Genomic DNA, 17671 nt, shown 5'->3' with positions numbered 1-17671 from the left:
GCGCGCTTCTCCCGAGCCAGTTCCAGCAGGTTCCAGCTACCCTGCAGGCAGGTGCGCATCGTGTGCAGGGGGTCGCGCTGGTACTGCGGCGGGGAGGCCGCGCAGGCCAGGTTCCAGATCTCGTCCAACGGCCCATCCACGCTCAGGGGAAGCCCGATGTCGTGGCGAAGGAAGGAAAACCGCGGCTCCCGCATCAAGGGAGCCAAGTTCGACAGCCGGCCCGTTTGCAGGCTGTCCACGCAGATGACCTCGTGCCCCGCTCCGACCAGCCGTTCGGCCAAATGGGAGCCCACGAACCCCGCACCCCCCGCCAGAAGGATCCGGCGTGGACGGGATGTGGCGGATTGGCCATTGAGTTGCTCTGTACGAGGCATTCAGCACCTTTCTTGCGGCGCAGCACGCGCGGTCGCATGGTCCGCGCGTCACGGCGGTTCGGCCCTGCGCCGCCCGTGGACCGACAACGCACACGGAGGAACACAGAAGCTTCTTCTACGAACCTAGGGCGCGGTTCGCTCCGTCAACCTCTTGATGTGAGGGGCGAAACAGGCACGGCTGATCCTTGCCGCACCTTGTCGCCCTGCCGCAACAGTCAGGAGCACATGCAACCCCTCCATCGACACCAGCCGGCTTGGTGCCCTGAACAGGGAAGGCCGGCGGGCCGGGTGAATCGCCGCCCTAGGCACGAACACTGCCCCGCCGGAACGCCGATGGAGGGTCAGGGATGTCGGATCGACGCTCCAGGAGGTCAGGACTCCTCCCACGCCACGTAGGCCTTTACAAAGCCGTCCGGCTTGTCCCGGGTCGCATCCAACGCCTCCGCCAGGTGATCCAGAGGAAAGCGGTGGGTCAGGAGCGGCGTCGGGTCGAGTTGCCCCGTTGCTACCGCTTCCACGGCTTGGCGGAGCCCCGACACGTAGCGGGCCGGATCGCGTTCATGGGCATTTATGACGTCGATCCCCCGCCAGTTCCAATTTTGCATGTTGATTTGACGTGGCCCGTCCTGATGGTATCCGGCGATGACCAGCCGCCCACCTTCCGCAACGATTTCCCCCGCAAGATCGAGAGGCCATTGCTTGCCCACCGCTTCGATCACGACATCGCAGAAGCGACCATCCGTCAGGTTCCGCACCTCTTCGATGATGGCCCAGTGATCGTGCATCGGCACGACATGCGCCGCCCCCATGTCTCGGGCAAGATCAAGGGAACTGTCCCGGCGCGAGATGGCGATGACCTTGGCTCCAATCCGCGCCGCCAAGCGGGTCAGGGCGGCCCCGATGAAGCCGATCCCGACGATCGCGACCGTGTCGCCCGGTGCAATGGCACTGCGGCGGAAGATGTTCATGACACAGCCGAACGCCTCGCCGGGGAAGGGCAGCCCATCGAGTTCGGGCGGCAAGGGCACCACTTGGCCTGCCTTAGCCACATCATGGGACGCATAGCCATGCTGCCCCAGCAACGCGACGCGCTGGCCGGGCTTCAGGCCGTCCACCTTGGGGCCCACGGCATCGATGACACCCCAGCCTTCATGGCCCAGGCCACCCGGCTCGGTCGGGAAGGTCATCCAGTCGGGTCCTGCCCATGGCTCCAGGTTGGAGGCGCATACGCCGCAACCTTCCAGCTTGACCCGGACTTCGTCGGGCCCGGGCTCGGGCAGTGGGAGGGTCACGATCTCGACCTGCCCGGGGCCGACGACACGGGCAGCGTGGAGGAGCCCCGCATCGGCCGTCATGCCAGGATCTCCGGACAAGCGATAAGCTGGGTCGAACGATGGTTTATTAGAAGCATGGGCCGTCCTATGATCAAGGCGCGGCGTTCCAGAAGGAACTCAACAGCCGCCACGCCGACTGCGTTCCAGCCTAGGGCACGACAGAAAGGGAACAAGAGGCAACCCCGTCTTGGCAACGGCTCACAACGTCAGGGCGCAACGCGGAAATGCGCCGACACCCGGTCGCGATCACGTTTTCAGGAACCTTTGTAGATGAAGAGCGTTCCCGCTCGACTGGCGCCAGTTCGGGATGCGCAGGGGGACTGATGACGAAAGTACTGATCACCGGCGGCTGCGGCTTCATCGGGCGGCACGTCGCCGAGGAGCTTCTGGCCCATGGCTACGAGGTGCGTCTCTACGACGCCATGATCGACCAGGTGCACGGCGCAGCCGAAGTGGCGCTTCCCAAAGGGGCTGAGGTCGTTCGCGGCGACATGCGCGATGCTGACCGGCTCCGCCCTGCCCTGAGCGGCTGCGATGGCGTGATCCATCTCGCGGCCGAGGTGGGCGTGGGCCAGTCCATGTACGAGATCGCCCGCTATGTCGGCGCGAACGACCTCGGCACCGCGGTGCTTCTGGAAGCGATGCTGGCGAACCCGGTCGGGCGCATCGTCGTCGCGTCCTCCATGAGCGTCTACGGCGAGGGCTACTATGCCATGCCGGACGGGACGCTGCTCGAAACGGTCCGGCGCAGACCGGCCGACATCAAGACCGGGCAATGGAGCGCCCTGGGACCGAATGGCGAGCCCCTGACCCCGCATCCCACCGACGAACGCAAGCGCGTCGATCTGGCGTCCATCTATGCTCTCACGAAGTATGCGCAGGAGCGCGCTGTCCTGATCTTCGGCGAAGCCTACGACGTGCCGGCCGTGGCGCTTCGGCTGTTCAACGTCTTTGGCGCGGGCCAGGCCCTGTCAAACCCCTATACTGGCGTGCTGGCGAACTTCGCTTCGCGTCTGGCGAGCGGCGAGCGTCCCACGATCTTCGAGGACGGGGAGCAGAAGCGCGACTTCGTCCATGTCCGCGATGTCGCCCGCGCCTTCCGTCTAGCCTACGAAAGCGACCGCGCCGCGGGCGAGCTGTTCAACATCGGCTCGGGCCAGGCCTACACCGTGTCGGGCGTCGCACGGCTTCTGGCCGGGGCGATGAACCTGCCTCATCTCGGGCCCGAGATCCTGGGCAAGTCGCGCTCGGGCGATATCCGCAACTGCTTCTCGGACATCACCAAGGCGCGCGAGCTCCTGGGCTTTGAGCCGCAGCACCGGCTCGAGGACTCCCTGGATGAGTTCGTGGAATGGGTGCGCGGCGAGGTCGTGATCGACCGCGGGGCCGAGATGCGCAAGCAACTCGAGGAACGGAGGCTCGTGTCGTGAAGGAACCGGTCCTCATCACGGGAGGGTCGGGCTTCATCGGGTCCAACATTGCCGACAGCTTCCTTGCGGATGGGCACGAGGTCGTCGTCTTCGACAACCTGAGCCGACCGGGCGTGGAGCAGAACCTCCGCTGGCTGGAAGGGCGACATGGATCGCGGGTCAGGGCGATGCAGGCCGACCTGAGGGACGAGGCCAGCCTGCGCGAAGCGGTGCGGGACGCATCCGCAGTGATCCACCTCGCCGCACAGACGGCAGTCACCACGAGCCTCACGAACCCGATCGACGACTTCGAGGTCAACGCACGCGGCACGATCAACCTGCTGGAGGCGGTTCGCGCGACCGGTCGCCGGATCCCGGTCCTGTTCGCGTCCACCAACAAGGTCTACGGCTGCCTGGAAGCCCTCGAGATGGCCGAGGCTACCGACCGCTACGTCCCGGCCGACGAGAGCATCCGCGCCAGCGGGATCGGAGAGGACCAGCCGCTCGATTTCCATACGCCCTACGGATGTTCCAAGGGGGTCGCGGATCAGTACGTGCTGGACTACGCCCGGTCCTACGGCCTTCCGGCCGCCGTGCTGCGGATGAGCTGCATCTACGGCCCGCGCCAGTTCGGGACCGAGGACCAGGGTTGGGTCGCCCATTTCCTGATCCGTGCCCTCGAAGGCAAGCCGATCTCGGTTTATGGCGACGGCAAGCAGGTGCGCGACATTCTCCATGTGGCCGATGCCGTGGCCGCCTACCGCGCGGTGCTGAAGGACATCGATCGCCTGTCGGGCCAGGCCTTCAACCTGGGCGGCGGGCCCATGAACGCGGTGAGCCTCCTTGCCGTCCTGCGCGAGATCGAGCGCCTCGTGGAGCGGCGTCTTCCCGTCACACATGGCGAGTGGCGGCAAGGCGACCAGCACTACTTCGTGGCAAACACCTCCCGGTTATTGGCACGAACGGGATGGCAGCCGAGGATGGGCTGGCGCGACGGGCTGGCCGATCTCGCGGCCTGGCTGCGGGCCAATCGGTCCCTGCCGGCCGCGCCCGAGCGCATCCGCGCATGACGGAGCGCATCAGGCTCCTGATGACGCTCGATGCCGTCGGCGGGGTCTGGCGCTATGCGATGGACCTGGCCGTGGCCCTGCGTCCCCGTGGAGTGGACACGGTGTTCCTGGGCTTTGGACCCTCGCCCTCGGACCAGCAACGGGCCGAGGCGGAGGCCAAGGGACTGCTCGACTGGATCGACGCGCCGCTCGACTGGCTGGCCGAGGACGCAGCCGACCTGCGGGCCATTCCCGACCTGATCGCGGGGGCCGCGCAAAGGCACGGCGCGGATCTCCTGCATCTCAATCTGCCCACGCAGGCCGCAGGGCTTAAGACGGACCGGCCGGTGGTCGTCGTATCTCATTCCTGTGTGACCACATGGTTCCGGGCCGTCCGGGGCAGCGGCCTGCCGCCCGGCTGGGAATGGCACGGCGCGCTGAATGCCCAGGGCCTGAGCCGAGCCGACGCGGTCGTGGCCCCATCCCGCTCCCACGGGGCCGCGCTGACGGCCTGCTATGGCCAGCTTCCCACCCTTCGCGTTGTTCCGAACTCTACGGCGGCCCCTTTGGGTAAGACCCTCGGCAAGCCGATGGTGGTGGCATCGGGGCGCTGGTGGGATGAGGGCAAGAACGGCGCAACGCTCGACGCCGCCGCCGAACACACCAACCTGCCCATCCATCTGCTCGGCCCGACGCAGGGTCCGAACGGCACGATCTTCACGGCGCGGAACGCGATCGCCAAGGGCGAGCGTCCGCATGCCGAGGCCGTGGCCTTGATGAGCGAAGCGGGGATCTTCGTTTCGCCATCGATCTACGAGCCGTTCGGCCTTGCCGTAGCCGAGGCGGCCCGCATGGGGCTGCCGCTGGTCCTGTCGGACATCCCGACGTTCCGGGAGCTCTGGTCAGAGGCCGCGATGTTCTTTCCGCCCCGCGACGCCGAGGCCCTGGCGGTCATGCTGGACCGGCTTGCCGCCGATCCGCCCGAGCGGAGACGGTTGGGCGAGGCTGCGCGTCTGCGTTCGCGCCGCTTCACTCCCGAGGCCCAGGCCACGGCGATGCTGTCGCTTTACATGGACCTTGTCCGCCAACCCCTCCCCACGAGGTGAGATGCGCTTCCTGTTCTATACCCATTCGTTGATCTCGGACTGGAACCACGGCAACGCGCATTTCCTGCGCGGCGTGATGCGTGACCTGAACCGGCGCGGCCATGAGACGCTGGCCCTGGAGCCGCAGGAGTCCTGGAGCCGCGACAACCTGCTGGCCGATCAGGGCCAGGGGGCATTGGCATCGTTCCACCGTGACTTTCCGGGACTGACTGCGAGCATCTACGACGCGAGTTTCGACCATGAGGCGGCCTTGGATGCGGCCGACGTGGTCATCGTCCACGAATGGAGCGAGCCCGCGCTCGTGGCACGGATCGGGGCAGCCCGGACCCGCGGCGGACGCTTCACGCTGCTTTTCCACGACACGCACCACCGCGCGGTGAGCGCGGAGGGCGAGATTGGGGCGATGGACCTGTCCGGCTACGACGGCATCCTCGCCTTTGGCGAGGCGCTGCGCGAGCGGTACCTCAAGGCCGGTTGGGGCCGTCAGGTCTTTGCCTGGCACGAGGCAGCAGATGACGCGCTGTTCCACCCCATCCCCGGCGAGCCCGAGGACGGCGACCTCGTCTGGATCGGCAATTGGGGGGACGACGAACGGAGTGCCGAACTGTCGGAGTTCCTGATCGAACCCGCGCGCGACCTGGGGCTCCGCAGCACCGTGCGCGGCGTCCGTTACCCCGCCGAAGCTCTGGCCAAGCTCGATGCCGCCGAGATTGATTATGGCGGCTGGATCCCCAACGCCGAGGTGCCCCGCGCCTTTGCCCGCTACCGCGTCACCGTCCATGTCCCCCGGCGGCCTTATGTGGAGCAGCTTCCCGGCATCCCGACCATCCGCCCCTTCGAGGCGCTGGCTTGCGGCATCCCCCTCGTCAGCGCGCCCTGGGACGACGTCGAAGGGCTGTTCCGCCCCGGTGACTTTCTTTGGGCGCGGAACGGGGACGAGATGCGGACCCAGCTTCGTACCCTGGTGAACGACCCCGCCGCCCGGGCCGAGCAGGCCCAGCGTGGGCTGGAGACCATCCAGGCCCGCCACACCTGCCGCCATCGCGTGGATGAGCTGATGCGCACCCTGGACCAGTTCCGTGCGCCCGCAAGGAAGACCGCATGACCAAGACCATCGCCTTTTACGGATCGAGCCTCCTGTCGGCCTACTGGAACGGGGCCGCGACCTATTACCGGGGGATCATCCGAGCGCTGCACGCGAGGGGCTACCAGACCACCTTCTACGAGCCCGACGTCTATGACCGGCAGAAGAACCGGGACATCGACCCGCCGGACTGGGCGCGCGTCGTGGTCTATGACGGCACGGTAGAGGCGCTGCGGAAGGTGGCCGCCGAGGCCGCGCAGTACGACATCGTCGTCAAGGCATCGGGTGTGGGCTTCGAGGACGACCTGATCCTGTCCGAGGTGATGGCTGCCGCCCGACCGGGCGCGCTGCGGATCTTCTGGGACGTGGATGCACCGGCCACCTTGGCCGAAATGAGGGGCGCGCCTGACCACGCGCTGCGCCGCTGGCTCCCCGACCTCGACATGGTGCTCACCTATGGCGGTGGGGAGCCGGTGATCGCGGCCTACCAGGGCTTTGGAGCCAAGGCCTGCGTGCCGGTCTACAACGCGCTCGATCCGTCGACCCATCACCCCGTCCCGCCCGAGCCGCGCTTCGCCTGCGACATGGCCTTTCTGGGCAACCGCCTTCCCGACCGGGACAAGCGGGTGGCGGAATTCTTCACCCGCGCGGCCGCCCTCCTTCCCGACCAGCACTTCATCTTGGGCGGCAATGGCTGGCATGACGTCGCAATGCCTGGGAACGTCCAGAAGCTCGGCCATGTCCCCACGGCCCAGCACAACGCGCTGAACTGCTCGCCGCGCATGGTGCTGAACGTCGCCCGCGACAGCATGGCCGTGAACGGCTTCTCCCCCGCAACCCGCGTGTTCGAGGCGGCCGGTGCGGGAGCCTGCCTGGTCACCGACGCGTGGGAGGGGATCGAACTGTTCCTGACCCCCAACGAGGAGGTCCTCGTAGCCCGCGACGGCGCCGACGTGGCCGAGTTCGTCCGCTCCGTCACGCCCGAGCAGGCGCAGCGGATCGGTCAGGCGGCGTTGCGGCGCGTTCTGGCCCACCACACCTACGACCAGCGAGCCGCCCAGACCGACGAGTTGTTCAGGCTCCATGCCGCGCGCATGGAGGCGGCGGAGTGACCCGGCCGCTCGACATCGTCATCCTGGGGCTGACGCTGTCCTCCTCATGGGGGAACGGGCACGCGACCACCTTCCGCGCCCTGATCCGCGGCCTGCACGAGGAGGGCCACCGCGTCCTGTTCCTGGAACGCGACCGGCCCTGGTACGCCTCCGAGCGCGATCTGCCCCAGCCCGACTTCTGCGAGTTCGAGCTTTACGACGACATGGAGGCGATGCTGTCGCGTCACGGCGGGCGGCTGCGAACGGCGGATGCGGTGATTGTCGGCTCCTACGTGCCCGAAGGGGTTCAGCTCATCGACAGACTGTCGCAGATGACCCTCAGGCATCTTTGTTTCTATGACATCGATACGCCAGTGACGCTCGCCGCTCTTGACGAGGGGCATGAGGAATACATTGCGGCCCGGCAGGTGCCCCTGTTCGACATCTACTTCTCCTTCTCCGGCGGCGAGGTGCTGGACCACCTGGAGCTGGTGCGCAGGGCAAGACGGGCCGAGGCTCTGTACTGCTCGGTCGATGCCGGAGCCTATCCGTCGGACCCGGAGGCGGCCAAGCGGTGGGATCTGGGCTATCTTGGAACCTATAGCGACGACCGGCAGCCGACGCTCGACGCGCTCCTGCTCGAACCTGCGAGGCAGCGGCCCGACCTACGCTTCGTCGTCGCCGGACCGCAGTATCCCGACCACATCGACTGGCCTTCAAACGTGGAGCGGATCGAGCATCTGCCCCCCGCCGATCACGCGGCGTTCTACAACGCCCAGCGGTTCACCCTCAATGTCACGCGCGCCGCGATGCGCCGGATGGGCTGGTCTCCGTCGGTCCGGCTGTTCGAGGCGGCAGCCTGCGCGACTCCGATCATCTCCGATCCCTGGCGTGGCATCTCGGACCTCTTGCCTCCGGACCAGGCCATCATCATCGCCCACGGGACCGACGACGTGCTGCGCACCCTCGACCTTTCCGAGCCGCGCCGCCGCGCCATCGGATCTGCCGGACGCACGCGGGTGCTGGCAGGCCATACGGGTCGGGCACGGGCCAGGGAACTGGCGCAGGCGCTTTGGCCCGGTCCCGAAGCCGTTGCCGCAACAGGAACCTGAACGCGCCCGCAGGATGCGCTAGGGTGCCCCTCATGATGAACTTTCTCCGAGAGATCTACGAGGGCCAGACCGATCGGGCGCACCGGTTCCGCACGGGCCTTCTCGTCTTCGACGTTGCCACCCTTGTCTTCATCGTGGCCACCTCCTTTGTCGAGCGGGCGGCCTGGATCGAGACCATCGACGTCGTTCTGGGCATCTTGATCACGTTGGATCTCGGGGCACGTCTGGCCATCAGCCGGCACAGGGGCCGCGAGTTCCTTCGTCTGAGCACCTGGACCGACCTGATTGCGATCGCGTCGTTCCTGGCCCCTCTGACCGGCGAGGCCGCAGGCTTCCTTCGGGTGCTCAGGACCCTTCGGATCCTGCATGCCTACACGACCCTCAACAAGGTGAGGGGATCGGACAGTCCGATCACGCGGAACGAGGAGATCATCCTAGCGGCTGCGAACCTTGGGGTCTTCATCTTCATCATGACGGCCATCGTCTACGAGACGCAGCACCGGACCAACCCCGAGATCAGCAACTACGCCGACGCCCTCTACTTCACGGTGACGGCGCTCACGACGACTGGCTTTGGTGACATCACCCTGCCGGGAACCACCGGACGGATGCTGACCGTCCTCATCATGATCTTCGGGGTCACGCTGTTCCTGCGGTTGGCGCAGGTGCTGTTCAGGCCGAACAAGGTCCGCTTCTGCTGTCCCACCTGCGGGCTTCTTCGGCACGATCCCGATGCGGTTCACTGCAAGGCCTGCGGCACTCTCCTCAACATCCCGAACGACGAGGGCGGTTAACGCGGTCAGCGAAAGGTGCCGCAAGAGGGACAGGGACGGCCCCAAAGGCTGGGCGGACCGCCGTCAGGCGGCAAGACCTTGCGACAGGCCGAAGGCGGCCAAGAGGCCCAGCACCACGAACAGGCCCGCAAGCCCGCCATCGCCATCGACGGCCTCGGGAATCATGGTGTCCGTCACCATCGTGAGCAGCGCCCCTGCCGCCACCGCGCTCACGACCGCCAGAAGTTCGGCCGAGGCACCCCCGAGCAGCCCCGCCCCGAGAGCGGCCGCAAGCCCCGACATCAGCGCGATTCCGCCCCACAACCCGAACACGTAGGTCCGGCTTCGCCCAGCCTGCCGCATACCAACCGCGCTGGAGAGCCCTTCGGGAAGGTTCGACAGGAGGATGGCCGCCAGCATGGCCAGGCTGACGCCTCCACCGTCCAGCAGACCCACGCCCAAGACCACGGACTCGGGGATGCCGTCCAAGAGCGAACCTACCGCGATGGCAAGACCTCCGCCCTCGCTCACATGGGGCTGCTGGCCACCGGACCGCTTGCGGTGCCGAGCCCCGCCCGACAGGCCGCCATGGACCACCAGCCAGTTCGCGGCGGTATAGGCGATGGACCCCAGCACGGCACCGATCGCAATGGGCCGAAAGCTCGCCAGTTCATAGGATTCGAGGATCAGGTCATAGGCAACGGCCGAGACGAGCACGCCGCAGCCAAAGGCCATGATGCTGGCCGTGACGCGCGGCGGCAGCCGGACGAGGTAAGCAATGGCAACGCCGAGCAGGAGCCCCGAGCCGCCCAGCAGCCCCCAGGCTCCGGCCATGGCCCAGATGGGCCAGTCGCTCATGCGGCGCCCAGAAACGGCGCCCTGGGCCGCACCCGATTCAAGCGGACGTTCGTGGTCATCATGAGCTTAGCCTTTGCCGCCATGGAGCGCATGGCCCCCTTCAACAGCCTGACCCAAAGCTTGTTCCGGGTAAGGGTCCCAGGGGAACATCCAGCAAAGGACGATGGTTTAGGAACACGGGATGGCCGCAGCCGGCCCAGGCCCCAAGGCAAGGATCGATTGATGACGGCCACTTCCGAGACCGCGCGCCACGCTGACCTGCTGCGGAGCCCCACCTACCCACCGCCCCCCTCGCCGGGGCTCAGCACTGTGTTGGAACGGAATATCGAGACACTCCACGCGCGCCGGCAGCGCGAGACGGCCGAGGCAACGCTGCAGGAACGCATCGCGGACGGGGTGACCCGGTTCACCGGGTCCATGCTTTTCGTCTACATCCATCTCGTGTTCTTCGGATTCTGGATCGTGGCCAACCTGGGCTGGGTGCCCGGGGTGCCCAAATGGGACGAATCATTCGTGGTCCTGGCCATGTGGGCGTCGGTCGAGGCCATCTTCCTGTCGACCTTCGTGCTGATCAGCCAGAACCGCATGGCCGCGGCAGCCGACAAGCGGGCGGACCTGGACCTCCAGATCAGCCTCCTGGCTGAACACGAGATCACGAAGATGGCCGGCCTCATCGCCGCCATGGCCGAGCGCCTGGATATTCGCGCCGCGCAAGAGCCAGAGATGGCGGAGATCCGGCAAAACGTGTCCCCTGAGGCCGTTCTCGACCGGATCGAAGCGACCGAGGCCAGCGACCCAGACCGCTGAGGGTTCAAGCGTTCACGGCCTTAGGCTTGCATTAATGCGGCTGAGAGCCGGTCCTCCAGAGGATGTCGGGAGCGGGCGAGTCGCAGGGCTCCATTCCGCCCATCAAGGAAACTGATCGTTTTCAAGGACCGGAAACCGGCTCACGAAGTCGTGAGCATCTCACTGTCCGCTTTCCATGAAAGTGTCTCGACAGGCGATGAACAGGGACGCTAAGCGCATGGCGGGCAGCGCTAAAACGGCATTGATCTTGGCCCGGGACAAATCGCGGGGACGCAGGATCATGATGACTCGGCTACTGATGCTAACATATCACAGCGAGCCGGGAAAAGTGATGTTATCGGCACTTGCCGACCAGCCTACCCCTATCCAAAGTTAACTTACTTTTAACCGCCACAATGAGAAGCGGGAGGGGACAGAAGTCCCCAGTCGAGCGAGGCGAGCGATGAAGAACCAGGCCCTAGACTTCGGTCTGAATCCCCTGCCGATCCTCACAAGGGACACGGCTCCGAATCCCGCGCGCATACGGCGCGAAACCTTGCCCCTGGACGGGGTCTGGGCGCTCTCTGTGAATGGAGAACCCGCTCAGCCTGTCGTGGTTCCCTACGTGCCGCAATCAAAGTTGAACGGCATTCAGGTTCCGGAGGGCGAGGTGGCGCTTCGCTATGCCACCACCTTCGAGCTGCCTTGCGGTTGGACAGGTGCGATGCTCCACTTGGAAGGCGTGGACCACGAAGCCGAGGTGCTGGTGAACGGCGTCTCGCTCGCTCGTCACCGCGGGGCCTGGGACCCGTGCGAAGTCTTCGTGCCCCGTTCCGTCCTCTGTCTGGGCCTCGAAGCCGAGGGCACCTCGCTCCACAAGCTCGAGGTGGCGGTGACCGATTCCTCGCACGCCCGGACCATTCTGTCCGGCAAGCAGGAGCGCAAGGACAAGGAAGGCGCGATCTTCTACGCCAACATGTCCGGCCTCTGGAAATCCACCTGGATCGAGCACGCGGGCGAGACGCGCCTGGGCGACTTCTTCCTGACTGCGCGGGCCTCGGGCGACTTGTCGGCCACGGTGGACGTTTCGGGCAGGAGCGAGACGCACTTCGTGGTCCTGAGGCTCGCCCACGAAGACGGGGGCGGCCTGGAATTGCGGGCTCCGGTCCTCGATGGGCAGGCTGTCCTGGCCGGCCGCATGGCCGACGTGCTTGCGTGGTCGCCCGCCACGCCGAACCTGTATTTCGGGACGTTGACCCTGCTCGACAGCAAGGGCCGGATCGTTGACGAGATCGAGACCTATGCGGGCTTTCGCGACTTCGTCATGCAGGACGGCTACTACCGCCTGAACGGCGAAGCGTTCTACCTGCAGGGACTGCTGAACCAGGCGATCTACCCGGACACGCTTTATACCCCCACCGACAAGCACACGCTCACCGATTTCGAGCATACGCTGAACCAGGGCTTCAACGGCGAGCGGCGTCACCAGACCACCCCGCGCCACCGCGACCTGTGGCTCGCGGACAAGATGGGCTACTGGCTGTCGGTGGAGATGCCCTCGGCGCGCAACCTGCTTGACCGGGCCGACCGCGCGCAGGCTCTGGAGGAATGGCGGCGCATCGTCCGGGCCTATGCCTGGAACCACCCGTCGGTGTTCTTCCTCGTCCCGGGCAACGAGGACTGGGGCCTGCTGGAGCACGCCCACCACGAGGTGAACGCGACGCATGACGACCGCGAGGAATACCAGTACGAACTGGGCGAGTTGACCGAGGCGATCGCGCCTCCGGGAATGCCATACGCCGCCAACGATGGCTGGCGCTGCGTCACGATTCGCAAGAACACCCATCTGCAGAACCGGCTCGATCCGAACCGGCTGATGTTCAACATTCACGAATACGCCGAGAACGCCAAGGTGAAGGCCATCTACGGGCGCATCCCGCAGTGGCCCGAGCCCGGCGCCTGGGGCAAGAACCCTAGGCACGTGTTCCACCCGAACGGCTACACGTATGACGGCCGCACCCCGCTCGTGCTCTCCGAGGTCGGCGGCCGGGCGCTGTTGAACCGGCCGTCCAAGGGCGTCTTTGCCTATGGCCGCATCCACCGCGAGCCGGAAACCTGGGCGGCCGAGTTGTCGGACCTGATCGAGATCATGGGCGACATGCCCGTCCTTCGCGGCGGCTATGTCCTGACCCAGACCCGTGACGCCGGCAACGACCCCGAGGACGAGACCTCCATGGGAGAGATCAACGGCATCCTCGACGGGCATGGCCTGCCCAAGTATGCGGGCGATGCCGTGCGCCTCGCGAACCAGCGGGCGCGGGAAAGCTGGGCCAAGAACATCTGAACGGTCTGCACAGGACCGTCGGCAAAGGGGCGCAGGAGGCTGCGCCCCTTTCGCGTTTCGGGGCGGATGGCTTTGGGCCTTGGCCTGCGCCGAAACGTGGAAAGGGGGAGCGGTCGCCCGCTCCCCCTTCCCTGCTCCGACCGCCCGGATCAGATCGTGCCGGCCGCCATCTCGCGGGCGATGTGATCGGCCTGACGGATCGCTAGGGCCACGATGGTGAGCGTCGGGTTCTCGGCGGCCCCGGTCGTGAACTGGGATCCATCCGATACGAATAGGTTCGGGATATCGTGCGTCTGGCCCCAGCGGTTGACGACGCCGTCCCGCGGGTTCTCGGACATTCGGTTGGTGCCCAGGTTGTGCGTCGAAGGATAGGGTGGCGTCGGGTAGGCCTGCGTCGCTCCGACAGCCCTGTAGATCTCCGCCCCCTTGGCGTAGGCGTAGTTGCGCATGGCCACGTCGTTCGGATGGTCGTCGAAGTTGACGTTGGGCGTGGGCAGCCCGAACTGGTCCACGTCGTCCGAGTTGACCGTGATCCGGTTCGTTTCCTGCGGCATGTCCTCGCCCACGATCCACATGCCGGCCATGTTCTCGTAGTTGTCGAGAGCCGAGGTGAACTCGCGCCCCCAGGCGCCGGGGTTGAGGAAGGCCGCCATGAACGGCAGTCCCAGCGACAGCGTCTCAAGCTCGAAGCCACCCACGAAGCCGCGGGCGGGATCATGGCGCGCCTCGTCCCGGACGATCCCGGCCATGGTCGTGCCACGCCACATCCGGACGGGCTTGTCGAACACGCCATAGACCGAGCCTGTCACGTGCCGCATGTAGTTCCGCCCGACCTGCCCCGAGGAGTTGGCGAGCCCGTCGGGGAACATCGACGAGGCCGAATTCAGCAAGAGACGGGGCGACTCGATCGAGTTGCCGGCCACGGCGACGATCCGCGCCGCCTGGCGCTGCTCCTGTCCGTCCGCATCGAAGTAGACGACGGCCGTGACCTTGCCTTGGGCATCATGCTCGATCCGCGCCACGTGGGACCGCTCGCGAACCTCAAGGAAGCCGGTCTCCTCCCCTAGGGGGATCTCGGTGTAGGCGGTGGACCACTTGGCGCCCCACTTGCAGCCCTGGAAGCAGAAGCCGGTCTGCTGGCAGGACATCCGACCATCATACTCGATCGAGTTGATGGCCATGTTGCCGGTGTGGACGTCCTGGTAGCCCAGCGACTTGGCCCCTTTCTCGAGGACGAGGAAGTTGCTGTTCCCCGGCAGCCCCGGACGGCCGCCGGTGCGGGTCACCCCCATCTTGGTTTCGGCCAAGGCGTACCAGGGCTCCATCTCGGCGGCGTCGATCGGCCAATCGAGAAGGTTCGCCCCGTCCACGCGACCGTAATGGGTCAGCGTCTTCCACTCATGCTCCTGGAAGCGCAGCGAGGCGCCCGCCCAGTGGGTCGTGGTGCCGCCCACGGCCTTTACAATCCATGCTGGAAGCCCCGAGAAGTCGCGCGCCACGCGCCAGTCGCCGCTGGTCGTCCGCTTGTCGAGCCAAGCCAGCTGGCCGAAGCTTTCCCATTCGTCGTTGATAAAGTCCTGAGGCAGGTAGCGGCCCCCGGCCTCCAGTGACACCACCTTGATGCCCTTTTGCGCCAGCTCGTTGGCCAGCGTGCCGCCGCCCGCGCCCGTGCCGATGATGACCACGACGCTGTCGTCGCTCAGGTCGTACTTCGCAACCATCTAAGCCTCCCCGCGTCAGAGCCAGTTGATGTCGTTGAATCCGCGGTTGATGTAGCCGCCTTGGCTGTAGCTCTCTCCCTCGTAGCCAAAGAGCGGCCAGACCTCCTTCTGATTGTAGAGACCGGTCACGAGGCCGGCGCGGATGGTCTGGAAGAACGCGCTTTCCTCCATGGCCCTAAGGATCTCGACGCGGTCGGCCTCCCAGCCCACGCCCAGATAACCGGAGTGGCCCTTGCCGCGCGCGGCCCCATCAAGCGCGGCGATCCCCTCCTCCACCATGGGGGCCTGCTCGGCGGTGTCGTGACCCTTGACCGCCACGACGTAGAACTCGTCCCGGAGCCGGTCGTGCGGGTAGATGTCCCGGGCCATCTGGACCAGTGTGGCCATGGTCTCGGGCTTGAGGGCCGTCACCTCGACAGCCCAGGCGGCGGAGCCGCTGGTGATCCAGCTTGACCCCACAAGGAAGCTCCCGCCAGCGACAAGGCTGCGCGAAAGCAGTTCGCGGCGCGTGAGGCCGCGATGGTTCGACGTCGTCATGATCTCCTCCCAGGATCGTTCGTTCTCAGCGGTAGCGTCCGGCCTTCTGCAGCACCTCGATCTGGTAGCCATCCGGATCGGCGATGAAGAAGAAGCGAGCGATGGGCTCGCCTCCGTCCGGCGCGAAGCTCACCAGCTTGCGGGGCTCGAGGCCCGCCTCGCTCAGGCGCGCGTGCTCGGCCTCGAGGTCGTCCACGACAAAGGCCAGGTGCCCGTAGCCGTCGCCCAGGTCATAGGGCTCGGTCCGGCCCTTGTTGACCGTCAGCTCGACCTCGAAGTCGGCCTCGGGATTGCGCAGGTAGACGAGGGTGAAGCTCTCGAAATCAAGGCGCGTCTCCACCTTGAGGCCGAAGGCCGTGTCATAGAAGGCCACCGAGCGCGCTTCCTCGAGCACCCGGATCATCGAATGGATTGCCTTGGCCACTTAACCCCTCCTCTGGCGTCCGTTCGGACTTGTCGGGGCAGGTTGCGCGAGCTGGGGCAACCGGTGGTAGTAGCGCGCTACTACATGACCGAAATGTGACCTACTCGGCGGCCATGGCGTAGGCGGGCGCCGTTGACTGCTGCGTGACGTCGGTCAGGCAGGCGCAGCGCAGGAGCGAGGCAAAGTTGTTGGCGGCCCCGTGCAGGTCCAGCACCTCGTCGTGCAAGCGCGAGATGAAGACGGGCGTCGTCACCCCTTCGCGCGCAGCCATGCGGTCCAGGATGTCCCAAAAGCCGCGTTCGAGCCGGATGCTGGTGGAATGCCCGTTCAGCCGGAGCCGCCGGGTGATGGGCTCGTAGCGCTCGGGGGGCTGGCCGGAGAAGATGCGGCACATGACGGGTCCTCCCTGTGGGCTGGTCATTCCAACACACAAAGAGGGCCTTGATGCAATTGAAAACCCGCCGTCCTTGCCGCTGCCGCCCTTGGACGGTCAGGCGGCGGGCGCGTTCAGGCGCCGCCGATGGGCGTGTTGACCACGCCGGTGCCCGCACAATCGGGGCAATCCTTTCCGTCGATCTTTCCGGTGCCTTCGCACTTGCGGCAGGTGTTCTCGCCCGAACCCACGGTGCCCGGCGGCACCTCCTCAGGCGTTTCGTCGCTGGCCATGATGCGCCTCCCTGTCCTGACCGACCGTCAACCGCGCGCGCGCGCCGCTTGTTCCCACAGTCAGGAGAAGGTCAGCGGATCCGGCCCGGTGCGGTGGCCGTTTTCCAGCCGTTCGATGTCCGCCACCTCCTCGGGGGTCAGCCGGATCTCCAGGGCCGCCAGGTTCTCGGCCAGCCGCTCGGCCTTGGTGGAGCGAGGGATGACCGCGCAGCCCAGCGCGACATGCCAGGCGAGGATGACCTGCGCGGATGTGGCGCCGGTCCGCTCCGCCGCGCGGCGCACTGGTTGGGAATCGAACGTCCTCGACTGGCCCAATGGGGTCCAGCTTTGGGTCACGATGCCCAGTTCCGCATGCTTCCGGCGGAGGGTGGCCTGGGGCAGTTCGGGATGGAGCTCGATCTGGTTGAGGACCGGAACCACCCCAGTTTCGCCGACGATGCGGTCAAGATGCTCGGGGGCGAAGTTGGACACGCCAATCGAGGTGACGCGCCCCTCCTCCCGCAGGCGGATCAGCGCCTTCCAGGTCTCGACATACTTGTTGCGCGCCGGGGCGGGCCAGTGGATCAGCAGGAGGTCGAGCCGGTCGAGACCGAGCCGGGCAAAGCTTTCCTCGGCGGCTCGAAGGGTGCTGTCGAAGCCGTGGCGGTCGTTCCATATCTTTGTGGTGACGAACACCTCCTCGCGCGGGAGGCCGCAACGCCGGACGCCCTCGCCCAGACCTTCCTCATTGCCATAAAGCGCGGCGCCGTCGAACTGGCGGTAGCCGACCTCCGTGGCCTCGGCCACCAGCTCGGCCGTGCGGCCCGCCGGGACCTGCCACAGGCCAAAGCCCATCTGGGGGATGCTCCGGCCGTCGTTGAGGGTGAGAGCAGGCACGTGCGGGGTCATGGGCGGGCTCCTGGTTTGCGCAGGCCATGACCTAGCGGCGGTCACGGGGGGGCAAGGCCGGGCCGGAGCTTCCGGGCTGGCCGACCAGCCTTGGGCGCTATGTGCGTGTCAGGCC

Annotated in this window: 18 protein-coding genes; 9 read left to right on the top strand and 9 right to left on the bottom strand. The window is 66.6% G+C overall.

Features of this window, described 5'->3' with window-relative positions; translation table 11 throughout:
* Positions 1 to 374: NAD-dependent epimerase/dehydratase family protein (locus FHG66_RS17995; protein WP_139078434.1), on the bottom strand; the 374-nt coding region annotated here is incomplete at its 3' end.
* 371 nt (positions 375 to 745) lie between these two features.
* Positions 746 to 1729, bottom strand: coding sequence for an MDR/zinc-dependent alcohol dehydrogenase-like family protein (locus FHG66_RS17990; RefSeq protein ID WP_139078433.1), 984 nt, complete (start codon positions 1727 to 1729; stop codon positions 746 to 748).
* Between the two features lie 302 nt (positions 1730 to 2031).
* On the opposite strand from FHG66_RS17990, the gene FHG66_RS17985 reads away from it, so the two are divergent.
* Genes FHG66_RS17985 through FHG66_RS17955 form a run of 7 tightly spaced genes read left to right on the top strand, consistent with a single transcriptional unit; the run spans position 2032 to position 9353 of the window.
* A complete protein-coding gene (locus FHG66_RS17985) occupies positions 2032 to 3138 on the top strand; it encodes an NAD-dependent epimerase/dehydratase family protein (RefSeq protein ID WP_139078432.1) in 1107 nt (368 codons plus the stop codon).
* Positions 3135 to 4187: an SDR family NAD(P)-dependent oxidoreductase gene (locus FHG66_RS17980; RefSeq protein WP_246082672.1), complete on the top strand. Its 1053-nt coding sequence runs from the start codon at positions 3135 to 3137 to the stop codon at positions 4185 to 4187. The genes FHG66_RS17985 and FHG66_RS17980 overlap by 4 nt, the downstream gene beginning before the upstream one ends.
* On the top strand, positions 4184 to 5272 hold the full coding sequence (locus FHG66_RS17975; RefSeq protein WP_139078430.1) for a glycosyltransferase family 4 protein: 1089 nt from the start codon (positions 4184 to 4186) through the stop codon (positions 5270 to 5272). The genes FHG66_RS17980 and FHG66_RS17975 overlap by 4 nt, the downstream gene beginning before the upstream one ends.
* A gap of 1 nt (position 5273) precedes the next feature.
* The gene (locus tag FHG66_RS17970; RefSeq protein WP_139078429.1) at positions 5274 to 6377 is read left to right on the top strand and encodes a CgeB family protein; all 1104 of its coding nucleotides are present in this window, start codon (positions 5274 to 5276) and stop codon (positions 6375 to 6377) included.
* Complete coding sequence (locus FHG66_RS17965; RefSeq protein ID WP_139078428.1) at positions 6374 to 7468, top strand: CgeB family protein; 1095 nt, start codon at positions 6374 to 6376, stop codon at positions 7466 to 7468. Before FHG66_RS17970 ends, FHG66_RS17965 begins: the two co-directional genes overlap by 4 nt.
* On the top strand, positions 7465 to 8559 hold the full coding sequence (locus FHG66_RS17960; RefSeq protein ID WP_139078427.1) for a CgeB family protein: 1095 nt from the start codon (positions 7465 to 7467) through the stop codon (positions 8557 to 8559). Before FHG66_RS17965 ends, FHG66_RS17960 begins: the two co-directional genes overlap by 4 nt.
* A gap of 32 nt (positions 8560 to 8591) precedes the next feature.
* A complete protein-coding gene (locus FHG66_RS17955) occupies positions 8592 to 9353 on the top strand; it encodes a potassium channel family protein (protein WP_139078426.1) in 762 nt (253 codons plus the stop codon).
* A 63-nt stretch (positions 9354 to 9416) separates the two neighbouring features.
* On the opposite strand, the gene FHG66_RS17950 is transcribed toward FHG66_RS17955, so the two are convergent.
* A complete protein-coding gene (locus FHG66_RS17950) occupies positions 9417 to 10190 on the bottom strand; it encodes a ZIP family metal transporter (protein WP_176556336.1) in 774 nt (257 codons plus the stop codon).
* Positions 10191 to 10412: 222 nt separating this feature from the next.
* Between FHG66_RS17950 and FHG66_RS17945 the strand changes: the two genes are divergently transcribed.
* Together FHG66_RS17945 and FHG66_RS17940 are read left to right on the top strand one after the other, a co-directional pair.
* Positions 10413 to 10997, top strand: a complete 585-nt coding sequence (locus tag FHG66_RS17945) for a DUF1003 domain-containing protein (RefSeq protein WP_139078425.1) — start codon at positions 10413 to 10415, stop codon at positions 10995 to 10997.
* A 649-nt stretch (positions 10998 to 11646) separates the two neighbouring features.
* A complete protein-coding gene (locus FHG66_RS17940) occupies positions 11647 to 13320 on the top strand; it encodes a glycoside hydrolase family 2 protein (RefSeq protein WP_176556335.1) in 1674 nt (557 codons plus the stop codon).
* A 149-nt stretch (positions 13321 to 13469) separates the two neighbouring features.
* Here FHG66_RS17940 and FHG66_RS17935 read toward each other — a convergent pair whose 3' ends face one another.
* From FHG66_RS17935 to FHG66_RS17915, 6 genes are all read right to left on the bottom strand, one after another.
* A complete protein-coding gene (locus FHG66_RS17935) occupies positions 13470 to 15041 on the bottom strand; it encodes a GMC family oxidoreductase (protein WP_139078423.1) in 1572 nt (523 codons plus the stop codon).
* A gap of 15 nt (positions 15042 to 15056) precedes the next feature.
* Positions 15057 to 15578, bottom strand: a complete 522-nt coding sequence (locus FHG66_RS17930; protein WP_176556334.1) for a Twin-arginine translocation pathway signal — start codon at positions 15576 to 15578, stop codon at positions 15057 to 15059.
* Positions 15579 to 15603: 25 nt separating this feature from the next.
* Positions 15604 to 16002: a VOC family protein gene (locus tag FHG66_RS17925; RefSeq protein WP_139078422.1), complete on the bottom strand. Its 399-nt coding sequence runs from the start codon at positions 16000 to 16002 to the stop codon at positions 15604 to 15606.
* 100 nt (positions 16003 to 16102) lie between these two features.
* The gene (locus FHG66_RS17920; RefSeq protein WP_139078421.1) at positions 16103 to 16396 is read right to left on the bottom strand and encodes a ribbon-helix-helix domain-containing protein; all 294 of its coding nucleotides are present in this window, start codon (positions 16394 to 16396) and stop codon (positions 16103 to 16105) included.
* Between the two features lie 113 nt (positions 16397 to 16509).
* Positions 16510 to 16668 carry a hypothetical protein gene (locus FHG66_RS21725; RefSeq protein WP_176556333.1) on the bottom strand — a complete coding sequence of 53 codons (159 nt, stop codon included), beginning with the start codon at positions 16666 to 16668 and terminating at the stop codon, positions 16510 to 16512.
* A 60-nt stretch (positions 16669 to 16728) separates the two neighbouring features.
* Positions 16729 to 17556: an aldo/keto reductase gene (locus FHG66_RS17915; protein WP_139078420.1), complete on the bottom strand. Its 828-nt coding sequence runs from the start codon at positions 17554 to 17556 to the stop codon at positions 16729 to 16731.
* Between the last annotated feature and the right edge of the window lie 115 nt (positions 17557 to 17671).

Origin of the sequence: Rubellimicrobium rubrum, assembly GCF_006152115.1 — a bacterium.
GTDB lineage: Bacteria > Pseudomonadota > Alphaproteobacteria > Rhodobacterales > Rhodobacteraceae > Rubellimicrobium > Rubellimicrobium rubrum.
The sequence above is the reverse complement of the archived record's forward strand: the minus strand, read 5'-3'. Positions and strand labels throughout refer to the sequence as shown.

What these genes read in the sequence shown, in the direction of transcription:
- FHG66_RS17935 (WP_139078423.1), bottom strand. Translation starts at nt 15,041, where the DNA reads ATGGTTGCGAAGTACGACCTGAGCGACGACAGCGTCGTGGTCATCATC.
- FHG66_RS17985 (WP_139078432.1), top strand. Translation starts at nt 2,032, where the DNA reads ATGACGAAAGTACTGATCACCGGCGGCTGCGGCTTCATCGGGCGGCAC.
- FHG66_RS17990 (WP_139078433.1), bottom strand. Translation starts at nt 1,729, where the DNA reads ATGACGGCCGATGCGGGGCTCCTCCACGCTGCCCGTGTCGTCGGCCCC.
- FHG66_RS17950 (WP_176556336.1), bottom strand. Translation starts at nt 10,190, where the DNA reads ATGAGCGACTGGCCCATCTGGGCCATGGCCGGAGCCTGGGGGCTGCTG.
- FHG66_RS17930 (WP_176556334.1), bottom strand. Translation starts at nt 15,578, where the DNA reads ATGACGACGTCGAACCATCGCGGCCTCACGCGCCGCGAACTGCTTTCG.
- FHG66_RS17920 (WP_139078421.1), bottom strand. Translation starts at nt 16,396, where the DNA reads ATGTGCCGCATCTTCTCCGGCCAGCCCCCCGAGCGCTACGAGCCCATC.
- FHG66_RS17975 (WP_139078430.1), top strand. Translation starts at nt 4,184, where the DNA reads ATGACGGAGCGCATCAGGCTCCTGATGACGCTCGATGCCGTCGGCGGG.
- FHG66_RS17970 (WP_139078429.1), top strand. Translation starts at nt 5,274, where the DNA reads ATGCGCTTCCTGTTCTATACCCATTCGTTGATCTCGGACTGGAACCAC.
- FHG66_RS17955 (WP_139078426.1), top strand. Translation starts at nt 8,592, where the DNA reads ATGATGAACTTTCTCCGAGAGATCTACGAGGGCCAGACCGATCGGGCG.
- FHG66_RS21725 (WP_176556333.1), bottom strand. Translation starts at nt 16,668, where the DNA reads ATGGCCAGCGACGAAACGCCTGAGGAGGTGCCGCCGGGCACCGTGGGT.
- FHG66_RS17945 (WP_139078425.1), top strand. Translation starts at nt 10,413, where the DNA reads ATGACGGCCACTTCCGAGACCGCGCGCCACGCTGACCTGCTGCGGAGC.
- FHG66_RS17915 (WP_139078420.1), bottom strand. Translation starts at nt 17,556, where the DNA reads ATGACCCCGCACGTGCCTGCTCTCACCCTCAACGACGGCCGGAGCATC.
- FHG66_RS17965 (WP_139078428.1), top strand. Translation starts at nt 6,374, where the DNA reads ATGACCAAGACCATCGCCTTTTACGGATCGAGCCTCCTGTCGGCCTAC.